Source organism: Gilvimarinus gilvus, assembly GCF_030518155.1.
In the GTDB taxonomy this organism is placed as follows: domain Bacteria; phylum Pseudomonadota; class Gammaproteobacteria; order Pseudomonadales; family Cellvibrionaceae; genus Gilvimarinus; species Gilvimarinus gilvus.
Genome location: NZ_JAULRU010000617.1, coordinates 268,785 through 283,636, shown reverse-complemented (window position 1 = coordinate 283,636; position 14,852 = coordinate 268,785). Strand labels below are relative to the sequence as shown.

Below are 14,852 nucleotides of genomic sequence, written 5' to 3'. Positions count from 1 at the left end.
CGAAAGGATACCAGATTTCAGGGCGTGGCGAGAACCGGCGACGCCTAAATGGGGCCGCCGGTTGGCTGCGTTAGAGGTCTTTGAAAAATATTTTAGAGCCGCGCTGGTAATTGTAGAGTGACTGCTTTTTCATTGGCAGCTCGTCAATCTTGCCGGGTACAAACCCCTGTTCTAAAAACCAATGGGCGGTTTGTGTTGTCAAAACAAATAAGCGGCGAATTCCACGGCCGCGGGCACCCTGTTCGAGTTGCTCGAGCAAAGCCTGGGCGCGCCCACCTTTGCGATAATCTGGGTGCGTGGCAACGCAGGCGAGCTCGGCTATATCGTCGTAGGGGTAGAGTGAGGCGCAAGCGATTATGGTGCCGTCTTTCTCCATAACATTAAACTGGTCGATTTCGGTTTCCAGCAGCTCCCGCGAGCGACGGACTAAAATGCCCTCGCTTTCGAGCGGCGCGATCAGCTCAAGTATGCCTCCGACATCTTCAATGGTTGCCGAGCGCAGCTGCTCATAGTGGCCGGAATAGACCATAGTGCCCATGCCGTCGCGAGTAAACAGCTCTCCTAGCAGAGCCCCGTCTCTGGTGAAATTAACCAGCTGCGAACGTCTGACGCCCTGCAGGCAGCTTAGGTAGGCGCTCTGTAGTGCTAACCCCACCAGCTCGGGCAGCTGCCCTCCGCGCTGTTCGAAATATTGTTTGCACTGATTGAGGGTAAACTGACGGATCAGTGAGCCCTGCGAGTCAGACACACCATCGGCATCGCAAAACGCGAGAAGCTTGTCGGCGTTAAGAGCCGCTGCAACGTGCGTCGCGACATCGGCGTATGTCAGGTTAAACACCTCGCCGGTCGCGGAGTAACCCAGTGGCGATAGCAGGGCGATGGCGCCGGCATCGAGAGAGCGCACTAGCTGTTGCGTATTAACACGGCGAACTTTGCCTGTGTGTTGTAAGTCGACGCCATCAATCACACCGTGTGGCATGGCCGACACAAAGTTACCACTGATGACCTCGATGCGTGAGCCGTGCATGGGCGAGTTGGGCAGGCCAGTGGAAAGAGCCGCTTCCATGGTGATTCTGGCCTCGCCGATAGCTTGCAGTACGCCGCTTAAGCTGGCGCTGTCGGTAATTCTCAGCTTGTTGTGAAACTGTGACGGGCTATTGCTGGAGGCCAGGCGTGCATCAATTTGCGGGCGCGCCCCGTGCACCAATACAAGGCGCACCCCCAGGCTTGCCAGCAGCGCGAGGTCGTGAATGATGTTGCTGAAATTTTCATGGCTCAACGCTTCGCCAGGCAACATGACCACAAAGGTTTTTCCCCGGTGGGCATTGATGTACGGCGAGGAGTGGCGAAACCACTTTACATAATCCGTTTGATTGTCGTCACTCATGTTTTGCCCTAGCTGTCTGCCATACACAGAGTTTCAATTAACCCTTTAAAGCTGTTCACGGCCGGTTGGAGCTGGTCGATAGCAATATATTCGTTGCTTTGATGCGCCTGATCAATAGATCCGGGTCCCATTACCACGGTTTGCATACCCATTTCCCGGTAAAAAGGTGCCTCGGTAGCGAAACCAACGCTGGCGGGAGTTTGCCCGGTTAATCGTTCGCACGCTTTAACCAGATCGGAATCTGTGTCCTGATAAAACGGGTCGACACCCTCAAACAGCGTTGAGAAAACTATATCAACTTTGCGCCGCTCGGCCAAAGGGGAAAGTCTGCGGCTGATTTGTTCGCGCAGTTCGTCATTGTGCATGCCGGGTGTCGAGCGCAAATCGAAATGCAGCTCGCACTCGCCGCAAATGCGATTGGCGCCGTCGCCGCCGTGAATACAGCCCAGGTTCAGTGTTGGGATGGCTACTGAGAAGCCCGGGTTGCAAAAACGTTCCTGCAGCTCGGTGCGATAGCTCATCAGCTCGCCCATTACCTCGTGCATGGCCTCCAAAGCGCTGTTACCCAGTGCGGGGTTCGAGGAGTGACCGGCAGCGCCCACAACGCGGATGGATTCCATCAAAATGCCCTTGTGCATATGGATGGGCTGCAGGCTGGTAGGCTCACCGACCACCGCATAGCGCGCCTTTAGGCCGCCGGTCGCTACCAGGTGGCGAGCTCCGCTCATACTGCTCTCTTCATCGGCAGTCGCAAGTACTATGACCGGTTGCTGTAATTTGCCTTTGTCGATATCGCGAATGGCCTCGAGAACGGCAGGGAAAAACCCTTTCATATCGGTCGCACCAAGTCCGAACAGTCGGCCATCGCGCTCAGTCAGGCTAAACGGGTTGCTCTGCCAGCGCTGCTCATCATAGGGCACAGTATCGCTGTGGCCGGCAAATACTAAGCCGCCATCGCCGCTGCCCAAAGTTGCCAGCATATTAAATTTGCCGGGGTGCTCGGGGACGGGCAGCACCTCGGCTGTAAAGCCGAGCTCGGTGAGCCAGTTGGCGAGCAGTTCCACTACCCGCTGATTGCTCATGTCCCAGCGGGGGACGGCGCAACTGACGGAAGGTTCGGCCACCAACTGGCGCAGGTGGTCGGTGTAACGTTTAAGGTTGAGTGACATCGATGTGCTCCACAAATCAGCGCATCAGTGTAATACAGACACAGATGCAGCGGTATGGGTAAGAAAAGCTGTCACACACTTGCCATTGAACCCTGAAACTCTATAGTCATTTAATGGCGTATTACATTTTTAAGGGGCAGGGGGATATATGGACAAAGTATCGAGTGTTTGGTTGAAGGTATGGTTGTTGGTGGCGGCGTTAGTCGTGCCCAGTGTGGCCGCGGCGCTGGACTTTTTGGCAGCTACGCCGGTGGGCAGCTGGCAGGTGCGTGAAGAGGCAACCACAGACCACAAAGGGCGGCAGTCAGTGGCGGTTGTGCGTACCTCAATGGTCGGGCAGGAGTCGCGCGGAGCCGATACTCATTACTGGATAGAGGTTGAGCTAACTAACTACCAGGTGAAAAAAGGCAAGCGTAAGCAACAAGGGGAGCGCTCAATTATTAAAGTGTTGGTGGCTGAAGCTGCACTCACCCGAGACCCCGGCGACGTGATGACCAACCTGCGTGGTATCGGCAGCGAGATTATCATGCAGACCGGCGATCAGCAGCCCATGCGTATTTCCGGGGGCGGCGCTATGGCCGATGCTATGCTGCAGGCGATGGGAACGCAAATGGAGTACGACTTCCAGCAGGGTGGCGCTAAAGAGGTCACCGTGCCGGCTGGCACCTTCAAATGCGAAGTACAGCGTGGCAGTGGCTATACGGAAATGAAAGTGATGTTCAAAACGTTTCGGGTCGAGAGTGAGGCCGAAATGTGTTTCTCTACTGAAGTGCCCTTTGGCATTGTTGCCAGTCAATCAAAAAACACCACCAATGGCGACACGTCCGCCACCGAGGTGACTTTGCTGGAGTTCGGGGCCAGTGGTGCGGAGTCGAAAATTAGCGGCGAGCCGAGCGAGGCCCCGTCCCTGCCGAATTTGTTTAACTAGGCAGTAAATTTGGCTGCTCGGTAAGTGGCGGGAGGGGCGGGCCCTCCCCCGCAGGGCTTAACCGAAAATGCCCTTGAAGAAGAAGAAAAATAGAATGGCCAGGCCGGCACCGGCGGGCAGGGTCACAACCCAGGACATAAAGATCGAGCCCACAACGCCAAGATTCAACGCGCCAATACCGCGCGCTAAGCCCACGCCAAGTACCGCACCTACCAAGGTGTGAGTGGTGGAGATGGGCAGGCCGGTACCAGAGGCAAGTACTACGGTCGCAGCTGCTGCCAGCTCAGCGGCAAAACCACGGCTTGGGGTCAGTTCGGTGATTTTTTTGCCAATGGTGGCCATTACTTTGAAACCGTAGGTGGCAAGACCAATCACAATACCGACACCGCCAATGAGCAGCACCCAGCTCGGCATAGCCGATTTTGCGGTTACGCTGCCTGTTTTCACCACGTTGATTACAGCGGCCATGGGGCCTACGGCGTTGGCTACATCGTTGGAGCCGTGGGCAAAGGCCATGGCGCAAGCGGTAAAGATCATCAGTACCGCAAACATCTTCTCAACACTGGCAAAGCGATTGCCACTGTCGGCTTGCTCTGGCTCCACGCGGCGCAACATGACAACCCCGATGGCGCATACGATACCGCCAATGACACCGGCAATCAGCATGCTCTCGAGAAAGCTTAGAGAAAATCCAGAGTCTTTGAAGACGTGCTTGAGCCCTTTTAGGAGGGTTACCATCGCGATCAAGAAGCCTACCGCGAACATATAAAATGGGATGTAGCGCCTGGCTTGAGTGAAGGGGTCCTCGGTATTGAGAATCAGCCTCTGCACGGATCGAAATATAAAAAAGGCTATGGTGCCGGCAAGCATCGGAGATACCACCCAGCTGGCGACAATGGAGAGCACTTTACCCCAGGCCACGGCCTCAGTAGAGATGCCTATTGCCGCAAAGCCAACGATGGCACCGACAATAGAGTGGGTCGTCGATACCGGCCAACCTAATATGCTGGCAATCAGCAACCAAGTGCCAGCGGCGAGCAATGCCGACAGCATCCCGTATACCAAGAGTTCCGGGGTGCCAGCCATTATCGCGGGGTCGACTATTCCTTTGCGTATGGTCGAAGTTACCGCGCCACCGGCGAGGTAAGCCCCTAAAAATTCAAAAATCATGGCGACGAAAATCGCCTGTTTAATGGTCAGCGCTTTAGAGCCTACCGATGTGCCCATGGCATTGGCGACATCGTTGGCGCCCACGCCCCAGGCCATAAACAGGCCGAATACGCAGGCGAGGATAAGTAGTATCTGGCCGTATTCTGCGATAACGGTCATGTGGCATTCCCCAGTATGATTTCAGAGTTGTTCGGTTAATTTTTATACTATTGGTTAGCGAGCCAGCAGCAGTTGCAGGCGGCTACCCACGGATTGGGAGCGGTCCGCCAGCTCACCAATCCAGTCGATGACCTGGTAAAGGAACATCACATCCACCGGTGGTAGGTTGGCTTCGAGCTTAAACAGCGCTGCGCGTATTTTCACCTGCAGGGCGTCATTGGTGCGCTCATACTGATCGAGCTTCTCGATCATGTTTTCGACAATATCGAGTTCGCGGCCACTAAAGCCGGTTTCCAGCAGTTCGTCTAGCTCATTAATAGCGATCAGCGCCTGTTCTGCGGTGTGCAGTGCGGAATCTACAAATTCGACAAAATCTTGCTGGAGCGTAGCGGGGATGGACATCTTGCGGCCAAGCATAATACCGGAGATATCCTGAGCCTTATTGGCAATGCGATCCTGCATGCTCAGCAATTCCAGCAAATCGGTGCGCGGAACAGGCAGGAACAGGCTTTTGGGCAGGTGCAGGCGCAACTGCTTTTTCATGTCATCGGCCTGATGCTCAATATCGGATATTTCTTTCTGGATTATGGTGGCCTTGTCCCAGTCGCCAGCAATAACCGCTTCAAAAAAGTCAGATAGGCGACTTGAGGCCTTAACGGCGACACTCATGTGCTCTTGCATGGGCTTAATCGGGGACTGCCCAAACATATTGGAAAAGGGGTTACTAAAGGCCATATTGATATCCTTCTGTAGAATTAGCGCGCAGTATATGAATTATATGCCCCGAGGTCACCCCAAACGGCCGCCGGATTGTCGATCTGGTCGTGACGGCTGGTAGTTGCAGAGGCTACAATCGACTCAACGCTATTACTACATAAGGCACAGGGAGCCCGCTATGCAGCAACAGGCCGCCGCGCAAGCGGTGTTGGACTTACGCTCGTTGATCAATGATTTGGTCAACGATGGCCGGATGAGCCAGGAAGACGCCAATGTGTTATTGGGGGCCAATCGCACACGCAAACAGTCGGTGATGCACCCTCTGGCCTACATCGCCACCCAAAACGTAGAAGATGTCAGTCGAGCGGGCAAGCTGCTCGATGGCGAGGCGCTTACGCAGTGGATGGCCGATCGCGTCCACCTGCCGATTTTTCATATTGACCCACTCAAAATTGACGTGCCTAAGGTCACCGCAGTCGTTTCCTACGCCTTTGCCAAGCGCCACGAAATTCTCTGCGTGGGGGTTACGCCGGATGAGGTCGTGATCGCCTGTGCACAGCCCTTTGTCGAGGGCTGGGAGCCGCAGGTTGAGCACGTGGCCCGCCGCAAGATTAAGAAGGTCTTTGCGAACCCAGCCGACGTTACCCGCTACCAAATCGAGTTCTATACATTGGCCAGGTCGGTGTCCGGTGCCAGTGGCGGCAAAAGCTCGGTGGTCACCAACTTTGAGCAGCTGGTAGAGCTTAAATCGCTCGGTGATGCAGAGGCCGATGACAAGCATATTGTCAATATTGTCGACTGGTTATTGCAGTACGCCTATGACCAGCGCGCCAGCGATATTCACGTCGAACCGCGCCGTGAGGTCGGGCGCGTGCGGTTTCGGATTGACGGGGTATTGCACGATGTATACGAGTTTCCGGCCAGTGTAGCCATGGCCGTCGTCAGTCGCTTTAAAGTGTTGGGGCGAATGAATATCGCTGAAAAGCGCAAGCCGCAAGACGGCCGCATTAAAACCTTGCGGGCGGATGACAGCGAAGTGGAGCTGCGCTTATCCACTTTGCCCACGGCGTTTGGTGAAAAGTTGGTAATGCGGATTTTTGATCCTGAGGTGTTGCTGCGAAGCTTTCATGACTTGGGGCTAGTGGGGGACGATTTTAAACGGTGGGATGGCATGCTGTCCCGTCCCAATGGGATTGTGTTGGTTACAGGGCCCACCGGATCGGGTAAGACCACGACGCTTTATTCTTCATTGCGTAAGCTAGCGACGAGCGAAGTTAATGTCAGCACGATTGAAGACCCGATAGAAATGGTGGAAGAGAGTTTCAATCAAACTCAAGTTCATCACAAAATTGAGCTGGACTTTGCCGCCGGCATTCGCACTTTGATGCGGCAGGATCCGGATATTATTATGGTCGGTGAGATGCGGGATTTGGAAACTGCGCAGATGGCCGTACAGGCTGCTCTGACCGGCCATCTGGTGTTGTCTACACTGCATACCAACGATGCCCCGGCATCTGTCGCTCGCTTGTTGGATTTAGGCGTCCCCGCCTACCTAATTAACGCCACAGTGCTCGGCATTATGGCGCAGCGATTGGTGCGAACCCTCTGTCCGCACTGCAAAGAGCCCGGCGAGATGAAGCGCGATGACTGGGATGCGCTGGTGTCACCCTGGAAGGTAAATATGCCGGACACCGTGTATCGCCCGGTAGGTTGTTTGGAGTGCCGCAATACCGGGTACCTGGGCCGACAGGGTATTTACGAAATCATGCTGATGAGTGACCCGGTAAAAGACATGGTGGGCGAAAACTGTAATTTGCAGGCACTGCGTAAACAGGCGATGCGCGAGGGTATGCGTACCTTACGCTTGTCCGGTGCGCAAAAGATAGCGGCGGGACTGACTACCATGGAAGAGGTGCTGCGCGTAGCGCCGCCACCGGAACGGGCGGAGCGGTAATTGTCTCTGAGTTTAAGTGCCCATTAAAGCAGGTGTTTCGTGTGAGCGGCACACATAAAATATTTCGAAGAGTCGGCCAACCATAACAGAAATAATCGATAGCGCTGGAGTTTAGATGTTTGCACTTTCCCCACTGCCCGATGCACTTGTTCATGATGCGCAAAGACAGCGCAGTGCATTGGAGCAGGCCTTTTCTTCTGCAGGCCTTGATGATTTACAAAGTGTACTGGAGCAAAGTCCGGTTCCTCTGAGTTGGCATGAATTCGAGGCTCAGTTGCATCGACTGTTAGCCACGAGTGAATTCGTCGCGCAAACCTGTATTCGCAACCCCGGTCATTTGGCCCAGCTGATGACCAGTGGTGAGTTGTTTCAGCCGCAAAGTCATGTCTATTTGACGCAACTGGCGCAGGAATTAGAAGCTTGTGCCGATGATACCGCTCTGGATCGGGCCCTACGTATAGCGCGTAATCGTGCCATGGTGCGAATTGTTTGGCGGGACTTTACCCGTCAGGCAAGTATGTCGGAAACCACAGCCGAGTTGTCCAAGCTTGCCGACACCCTAATCGATAGCGCCCTGAATTGGCACTACCGGGCATTGGTCAAGCGGTTTGGCGAGCCTGTCGGGCGCGATTCCGGCGCTGTGCAATCTATGGTGGTATTGGGCATGGGTAAATTGGGTGCCCTGGAGCTGAATGTTTCGTCCGATATAGATTTAATTTTTGCCTACCCCGAATCCGGGGAGACCAATGGCGATCGAAAAAGTCTGTCTAATCACGAGTTTTTCGTGCGGCTCGGGCAAAAGCTGATTCAGTCTCTGGATGCGCAAACCGCCGATGGCTTTGTGTTCCGGGTGGACATGCGCTTGCGGCCTCACGGCCAGAGTGGCGCTTTGGTGCAAAATTATGATGCCCTGGAGAGCTACTACCAATCGCAGGGGCGCGACTGGGAACGCTACGCCATGATCAAGGCGCGACCCGTTGCCTGGACACCGGGGGGCGAATTGGCCAGTCAAGATTTGATGGGCATGTTAGCTCCCTTTACTTACCGGCAGTACGTGGATTTTAGTGCGATTGAGTCGCTGCGTGAAATGAAGGGTCTAATTAACCGGCAGGTGCAGCGCAAGGGTATGGACCTCGATGTTAAATTAGGCGAGGGCGGTATTCGTGAAGTCGAATTTGTGGTGCAACTGTTTCAGTTGATACGCGGTGGGCGTGAGGTGGCGTTGCGTGAACGGCAGGTGTGCAAAATGCTGCCGATGCTAGAGGCGCAAAAATACCTGCCGCCAGGCAGTGGCGAGGCTTTGCTCCGGGCGTATATTTTTTTGCGCAATACCGAGCACGCCATTCAAGGTTTTCAGGATCGTCAGACGCAGTCCTTGCCTATGGACGAAAAGGGCCAGTTGCGCTTGGCTACGGTGATGGGTTTTGCTGACTGGCCAACCTTTTTGGCGGAGTTAAGCTCCCAGCGCCAGTGCGTCAACCGCGAGTTTCAGGAGGTTATTGCCGACCCGGATCAAAGCCAAACTCTGGATGAAGGCGAGTTGGATGACTGGCGTAGCCTCTGGGATGGTTCACTGCAAGGCGAAGAGGCGCTGGAGTTTTTGTCGGCGCATGGCTGCGAACAAGGTGGTGCGGTCATAGCGTTGTTGGAGGAATTGAAAGGCGCTCGTCAGGTAATAGCGATGCAGGCATCAAGTCGCAGTCGGCTTGATCAATTTGTGCCCCGGCTGCTGATTCACATTGGCAGTGAGGCGGATCTCGATTTTGCCGACACACTGAAGCGCATATTGCCCTTTGTCGAGTCGGTGGCCAGGCGCAGTGCCTATCTTGTACTTCTGGTTGAAAACCCCACAGCGCTCAAGCAAATGGTGCATTTGAGTGCCGCAAGCCCCTGGATTGCGGATCAATTGGCCCAGCACCCCATTCTGCTCGATGAACTGCTGACGCCCGAGAGCCTTTATAGCCCACCTGACCGCGACGCTCTGCAGGACGAGCTTAGGCGCGAGCTACTGCGCTTTGGGTGGGATGATCTGGAAGGGCATATGGAGACGCTGCGTTATTTTCGCAGTGCTCATGCCTTGCGGGTGGCGGCCAGTGAGGTAACCGGAGCGCTGCCGCTTATGCAGGTCAGTGATTATTTAACTTACATCGCCGAGGCAATTCTGGAGCATGTGCTGGTGTTGGCCTGGGAGCAAATGACCGCGCGCCATGGTTACCCGCGCCGCAGCGATGGTGTAGAGGAGCGCGAGCCCAACTTTATTGTTGTCGGTTATGGCAAACTCGGCGGCATTGAATTAGGGCACGGTTCGGATCTGGATTTGGTGTTTGTGCATGACGGCGATACCGGAGGCGCGACCAGCGGTGAAAAATCGGTGGATAACCTTACTTTCTACACCCGGCTTGGTCAGCGAATTATTCATATTCTCGATACGCAGACCGTCTCGGGCAAGCTGTATGAAGTGGATATGCGGTTGCGGCCGTCGGGCAACTCCGGAATGTTGGTGACCTCTTTGGGCGCTTTTGAAAAATACCAGAGGACTGACGCATGGACCTGGGAACATCAGGCTCTGGTGCGGGCAAGGCCGGTAGCGGGCAGTGCTGAGTTGGCGCAGCGCTTTGACGCCGCGCGCGCCGAGCTGCTTAGCGAGCAGCGCGATCTCGGCAAGCTGCGCACAGACGTGACGGATATGCGGGAAAAAATGCGTGGCCACCTCGGAAGCGGTACAGATAGCAACAAATTTCATCTCAAGCAGGACAGTGGTGGTATCGTTGATATTGAATTTATGGTTCAATACGCCGTTTTAGCGTGGGCCCACAAAGCGCCTGCGCTCACCCGGTACACGGACAACATCCGCATACTCGAAACCCTTGAGCAAGAGGCTTTGCTGCCCGGTGAGGTGGTTTCGCAATTGATTGACGCCTACAAGGCTTATCGATCCACCGGTCACCGCCTCGCGCTACAGCGACAAGAGGTGGTACTGCAAGGTGACGATGCTTTCGCTCAAGAGCGTGAGCAGGTTACTGGGCACTGGCGACAGTTAATGCTCGATGCGACAGCTTAGGTTGGGTGCGTTATTGGGCCTTGATCTTTTTCCCGAATGACAATTGAGACTTTTTAGGAGTTGGCTATGTCACTTGCCGATCGCGATGGCGTAATTTGGCTGGATGGCGAACTGGTACCTTGGCGTGACGCTAAGGTGCATGTACTGACCCACACCTTGCACTATGGCATGGGTGTGTTTGAAGGCGTGCGTGCCTATGAAACCGCTGAAGATGGCACCTGTATTTTCCGTTTGCAGGAGCACACTGACCGTTTGTTCCGCTCGGCGCATATCATGCGCATGAAGATGCCGGTTGGCAAAGACGTGTTGAACGAAGCCCAAAAACAAGTGGTGCGTGAGAATGGCTTGCATGAAAGCTACTTGCGGCCGATGGTGTTTTACGGCTCCGAAGGTATGGGGTTGCGCGCCGACAACCTCAAAGTGCACGTGATGGTCGCAGCTTGGGATTGGCCTTCGTACATGTCGCCGGAGGCGCGCGATCTGGGTATTAAGGTACGTACATCGAGCTATACCCGTCACCACGTGAACATTTCCATGTGTAAGGCTAAGGCCAATGGCCACTACATCAACTCGTTGTTGGCCTTGCAGGAGGCTCTGGATAGCGGCTGTGAAGAGGCTCTGTTGCTGGATAACGAAGGCTATGTGGCAGAGGGCAGCGGTGAAAACGTTTTTGTCATTCGCGATAAGATCATTTACACCCCGGAGCTGACGTCGTGCCTGGATGGTATTACCCGTAATACCATTTTTAATCTGGCGGCGGAATGCGGGTATGAAGTGCGTGAAAAACGCATTACCCGCGATGAGGTGTACGTGGCCGATGAGGTGTTCTTTACCGGAACCGCCGCTGAGGTTCTACCGATTCGCGAACTTGATGGCCGCATGATTGGCGAAGGTAAGCGAGGCCCCATGACGACCGAGCTGCAGTCTCTGTATTTCGATGCAGTCAAAGGGCGCTTGTCACAGCACAAAGGCTGGCTGGCCCCTGTTAAGGGTTGAGCCCCGCTGTTTGGCGTGAGAAGTCGTAAGTGAGTACAGCGAAACGCGTACTGATCGTCGGCCCTTCTTGGGTGGGCGATATGGTGATGGCGCAGTCCTTATTTAAGGCGCTGCGTCGGCACTCCCCGGATATGCACATTGACGTATTGGCGCCGGCCTGGAGCCGCCCTATTACCGAGCGCATGCCCGAGGTAGCCACTAGCATTGATATGCCCGTTGGCCATGGCAAGGTCATGCTAAAGGCGCGCTGGCGTTTAGCGCGCGAGCTCGCCAAAAGCGGTTATGATCAGGCGATTGTCCTACCCAATTCACTTAAATCGGCCTTAGTTCCGGCATTTGCCGGTATTGCGGTGCGTACCGGGTGGCGCGGCGAATGGCGTTATGGCTTGTTGAATGACATTCGCACGCTCGATAAAGAGCAATTCCCGTTGATGGTCGATCGTTTCGTCGCGCTGGGTGCTCCATCCTCGGCGCCGTCTCAGCTGGCTGCGCCCTGGCCATCGCTAAGCAGTGATCAGTCTCGTTTGCCTTCGCTGTTACACAGATATAATCTGCGTACGGATTCGCCGGTATTAGCCTTGTGTCCAGGCGCTGAATTTGGTCCAGCCAAGCGCTGGCCTGCTATACACTACGCCGCGTTGGCGCAAGCGCAAATTGAAGCCGGTTGGCAGGTTTGGGTGTTTGGTTCAGCGAAGGATGCCCCCGTTGCGCAAGACATTGTGGCGCATTTGCCCGAGTCCTCCCGCGCGCAGGTATACTCTTTGGCGGGGGAAACCACCCTTGCCGATGCTATTGATTTGCTGGCAGCCAGTGACGCAGTAGTGAGCAATGACTCTGGCTTAATGCATATTGCGGCGGCACTGGGGCGGCCGCTGGTAGCTGTGTATGGTTCCACCAGTACCGCATTCACCCCTCCTTTGGGGGACAAGGTGAAAACTGTGTCATTGTCGCTGTCGTGCCAGCCCTGCTTTGCCCGACAGTGCCCTTTGACGCACCAAAAGTGTTTGGTCGACTTAGCGCCGGCACAAGTTATTGACGCCGTGCGCTCCCTTGTTTCAATTTAGCGGTTGCGTTTTTTAACATTTAATTAGCGACTGGGACTGGGGGGCTGTGGCTTCTTGTGTTTCAATGACATGCGGCCAATTTGTTCAGGTTAGGTTCAACTTAGTGGTCGCACAATGGAGTTTGCTAAAATTAAGAATAGATACGCGCATGTTTATAGAGCCGGATTACAAATACATGCCAACCACTACTGGCATCTCGTTACCTTCCCCTAAAGGCAGTCGCTTTGTTGCGAGCTGCATCGCTTTGACGTGTGTGCTGTGTTTCGTTTTGCCTTCAGGATACTCGTACGGCTCGGCACTGCTGTGTCTTACCTGTATTCCACTGCTGTTGTGGTTTCGCCCCGCACTGAGCTTGACTCGGGAAGATCTCTGGATCTTATCGGCTTTAGTGTTCTATGTCATAGCGCACTTTGTCATTATTCAGTATCACGGGTCTGCCTCCAGATATTTTGAGGAGCCCAGTCGGTTTTTGTTGGGTATATTTGTATTTTTAGCGGTTATAGGGTTTAAACCTTCTGAGCGTAGCTGGTGGCTTGGCTTGGCGATAGGCACCATTCTCGGTGGTATGGTAGCGCTGTGGCAGTTGTTGCAAACAGATTTACCGCGTGCCCAGGGCTTTATGAACGCCATTCAATTTGGCAACTTATGTCTACTCATGGGGTGTATGTGCCTTGCAGGGCTGGGGTGGGCACATCAGCAGGCCTGTCCAAGGCGCTGGGTTTGGTTGTTGATACTAGCCGCCGTGATGGGTTTGGCAGCATCGTTCTTTTCGGGAGCGCGTGGCGGTTGGGTGGCATTGCCGTTTCTGTTGGGGTTGTTGTACTTGTGTTTTCGTCATCGCATGCAGCGTCGGTTTTTGTTGATTGGCTTGACACTAATGACCGCGCTAGTGGTGACCTTATACCTTATTCCGCAAACCGGAGTGCAGCTGCGTATAGAGCAAATGTCATCTGGTCTAGGCGGCTATATGCAAGGCACACACGTCGACCAGTCTATAGGGGTTCGCCTGGAAATGTGGCGCGCAGCACTGGCTGTGGCGTCCGAAAAGCCCTGGATGGGTTGGGGCGAAACCGGGTATGTCGAGCCCTTGGTGCAGTTAATATCGGATGCAGCCTCACGCACCCAGGTAGCCGAGCTAGACCACCTGCACAATGACATTCTTGATACCTTGGTGAAGCGTGGGGCGCTAGGCGTTATTGCTTTGTTGGCGGTGTATCTCATGCCGTTAATAGTGTTCGCACGTGTATCGTTGCGTGCTTCGCCTGAGGACTATAGGTTGCGGGCGTTTTCTTTGTGTGGCTTGCTGTTGGTCACTGGTGTGATTATGTTTGGTTTCACGCAGGCCTTTCTCCGTCACAACAGTGGCGTTACACTCTTTGCCTTTTTTATGGTGGTACTTTGGGGCTATGTAAGATTGGCTGAGCCTAAAGTCCACAGCGAATAACACGGATACCCCTCAGTTATGTCCGAGTCAGTGCTGCTCAGTGCTGTCCTGATTGTAAAAAATGAACAGGATAAGCTTTCCGAATGTTTAAAAAGTCTGCAATTTGCTGATGAGATTGTGGTTGTGGACGCTGGCAGTACCGATAATACGGTGCCGATCGCGCACGAGCTTGGCGCACGGGTTGAAGTTGCCGCCGACTGGCAAGGGTTTGGTGTGCAGCGCCAACGCGCGCAAAGGCTGGCAAGGGGGCGCTGGATTTTATGCATCGACGCAGATGAGCGGGTTAGCGCGGAATTGGCCAAGGAGATTGAACGGGTTATTCAGGGCGATGACGCCATTTACGAATTAAACCGTCTGAGTTGGTGCTTTGGTCGTTTTATGAAGCACACGGATATGTATCCGGACTGGATTCCTCGTTTGTACCCGCGTGAGCGGGCGAGCTTTGATGACACGTATGTCCATGAGCGGTTACAAAATTCCAGTCGGTTGCCCGTAAAGCGCCTTTCGGGCGATTTATTGCATTATGTTTACGACAGTGTCCGTCACCTGGTGACTAAGTCGGCCCTTTATGCTGAACACTGGGCGGTTGCCAGGGCGGCCAACGGCCGTAAAGCGTCTCTGTTTGGCGCCTGCCTGCATGGTTTTTTCTGCTTTATCCGCATGTACGTGCTGCGCCGTGGATTTCTTGATGGTGGGCAAGGATTGCTGATAGCGCTGGTGATGTCCCATGCGACTTTTGTAAAATACGCGGATCTTTGGGTTCGCACAAAAGCCGACCCTCCAGTTGGCGACCGTTAAGGGTA

At 54.5% G+C, this 14,852-nt stretch carries 11 protein-coding genes; 7 read left to right on the top strand and 4 right to left on the bottom strand.

Annotated features, from left to right (window positions below):
• Positions 1 to 70: 70 nt before the first annotated feature.
• Both argA and argE read right to left on the bottom strand, forming a co-directional pair.
• Complete coding sequence (gene argA / locus QWI17_RS16355) at positions 71 to 1,387, bottom strand: amino-acid N-acetyltransferase (RefSeq protein ID WP_302723592.1); 1,317 nt, start codon at positions 1,385 to 1,387, stop codon at positions 71 to 73.
• An 8-nt stretch (positions 1,388 to 1,395) separates the two neighbouring features.
• Positions 1,396 to 2,556, bottom strand: coding sequence for an acetylornithine deacetylase (gene argE / locus QWI17_RS16350; protein ID WP_302723591.1), 1,161 nt, complete (start codon positions 2,554 to 2,556; stop codon positions 1,396 to 1,398).
• A 148-nt stretch (positions 2,557 to 2,704) separates the two neighbouring features.
• Between argE and QWI17_RS16345 the strand changes: the two genes are divergently transcribed.
• Positions 2,705 to 3,484, top strand: a complete 780-nt coding sequence (locus QWI17_RS16345; RefSeq protein WP_302723590.1) for a hypothetical protein — start codon at positions 2,705 to 2,707, stop codon at positions 3,482 to 3,484.
• 57 nt (positions 3,485 to 3,541) lie between these two features.
• Here QWI17_RS16345 and QWI17_RS16340 read toward each other — a convergent pair whose 3' ends face one another.
• Both QWI17_RS16340 and QWI17_RS16335 read right to left on the bottom strand, forming a co-directional pair.
• Positions 3,542 to 4,813 carry an inorganic phosphate transporter gene (locus tag QWI17_RS16340; protein WP_302723589.1) on the bottom strand — a complete coding sequence of 424 codons (1,272 nt, stop codon included), beginning with the start codon at positions 4,811 to 4,813 and terminating at the stop codon, positions 3,542 to 3,544.
• 54 nt (positions 4,814 to 4,867) lie between these two features.
• Positions 4,868 to 5,548, bottom strand: a complete 681-nt coding sequence (locus QWI17_RS16335; protein WP_302723588.1) for a TIGR00153 family protein — start codon at positions 5,546 to 5,548, stop codon at positions 4,868 to 4,870.
• A gap of 160 nt (positions 5,549 to 5,708) precedes the next feature.
• On the opposite strand from QWI17_RS16335, the gene tfpB reads away from it, so the two are divergent.
• From tfpB to QWI17_RS16305, 6 genes are all read left to right on the top strand, one after another.
• The gene (gene tfpB / locus QWI17_RS16330; RefSeq protein WP_302723587.1) at positions 5,709 to 7,484 is read left to right on the top strand and encodes a type IV pilus assembly ATPase TfpB; all 1,776 of its coding nucleotides are present in this window, start codon (positions 5,709 to 5,711) and stop codon (positions 7,482 to 7,484) included.
• A gap of 115 nt (positions 7,485 to 7,599) precedes the next feature.
• Positions 7,600 to 10,545 (top strand): bifunctional [glutamate--ammonia ligase]-adenylyl-L-tyrosine phosphorylase/[glutamate--ammonia-ligase] adenylyltransferase, encoded by a 2,946-nt coding sequence (glnE, locus tag QWI17_RS16325; protein WP_302723586.1) that lies wholly within the window; start codon positions 7,600 to 7,602, stop codon positions 10,543 to 10,545.
• Between the two features lie 66 nt (positions 10,546 to 10,611).
• Positions 10,612 to 11,541 carry a branched-chain amino acid transaminase gene (locus tag QWI17_RS16320; RefSeq protein WP_302723585.1) on the top strand — a complete coding sequence of 310 codons (930 nt, stop codon included), beginning with the start codon at positions 10,612 to 10,614 and terminating at the stop codon, positions 11,539 to 11,541.
• A gap of 29 nt (positions 11,542 to 11,570) precedes the next feature.
• On the top strand, positions 11,571 to 12,605 hold the full coding sequence (waaF, locus tag QWI17_RS16315) for a lipopolysaccharide heptosyltransferase II (RefSeq protein ID WP_302723584.1): 1,035 nt from the start codon (positions 11,571 to 11,573) through the stop codon (positions 12,603 to 12,605).
• 148 nt (positions 12,606 to 12,753) lie between these two features.
• On the top strand, positions 12,754 to 14,049 hold the full coding sequence (locus QWI17_RS16310; protein WP_302723583.1) for an O-antigen ligase family protein: 1,296 nt from the start codon (positions 12,754 to 12,756) through the stop codon (positions 14,047 to 14,049).
• 18 nt (positions 14,050 to 14,067) lie between these two features.
• Positions 14,068 to 14,847 (top strand): glycosyltransferase family 2 protein, encoded by a 780-nt coding sequence (locus QWI17_RS16305; RefSeq protein ID WP_302723582.1) that lies wholly within the window; start codon positions 14,068 to 14,070, stop codon positions 14,845 to 14,847.
• The last annotated feature ends 5 nt before the right edge of the window (positions 14,848 to 14,852 follow it).

What these genes read in the sequence shown, in the direction of transcription:
- argA (WP_302723592.1), bottom strand. Translation starts at nt 1,387, where the DNA reads ATGAGTGACGACAATCAAACGGATTATGTAAAGTGGTTTCGCCACTCC.
- argE (WP_302723591.1), bottom strand. Translation starts at nt 2,556, where the DNA reads ATGTCACTCAACCTTAAACGTTACACCGACCACCTGCGCCAGTTGGTG.
- QWI17_RS16345 (WP_302723590.1), top strand. Translation starts at nt 2,705, where the DNA reads ATGGACAAAGTATCGAGTGTTTGGTTGAAGGTATGGTTGTTGGTGGCG.
- QWI17_RS16340 (WP_302723589.1), bottom strand. Translation starts at nt 4,813, where the DNA reads ATGACCGTTATCGCAGAATACGGCCAGATACTACTTATCCTCGCCTGC.
- QWI17_RS16335 (WP_302723588.1), bottom strand. Translation starts at nt 5,548, where the DNA reads ATGGCCTTTAGTAACCCCTTTTCCAATATGTTTGGGCAGTCCCCGATT.
- tfpB (WP_302723587.1), top strand. Translation starts at nt 5,709, where the DNA reads ATGCAGCAACAGGCCGCCGCGCAAGCGGTGTTGGACTTACGCTCGTTG.
- glnE (WP_302723586.1), top strand. Translation starts at nt 7,600, where the DNA reads ATGTTTGCACTTTCCCCACTGCCCGATGCACTTGTTCATGATGCGCAA.
- QWI17_RS16320 (WP_302723585.1), top strand. Translation starts at nt 10,612, where the DNA reads ATGTCACTTGCCGATCGCGATGGCGTAATTTGGCTGGATGGCGAACTG.
- QWI17_RS16310 (WP_302723583.1), top strand. Translation starts at nt 12,754, where the DNA reads ATGTTTATAGAGCCGGATTACAAATACATGCCAACCACTACTGGCATC.
- QWI17_RS16305 (WP_302723582.1), top strand. Translation starts at nt 14,068, where the DNA reads ATGTCCGAGTCAGTGCTGCTCAGTGCTGTCCTGATTGTAAAAAATGAA.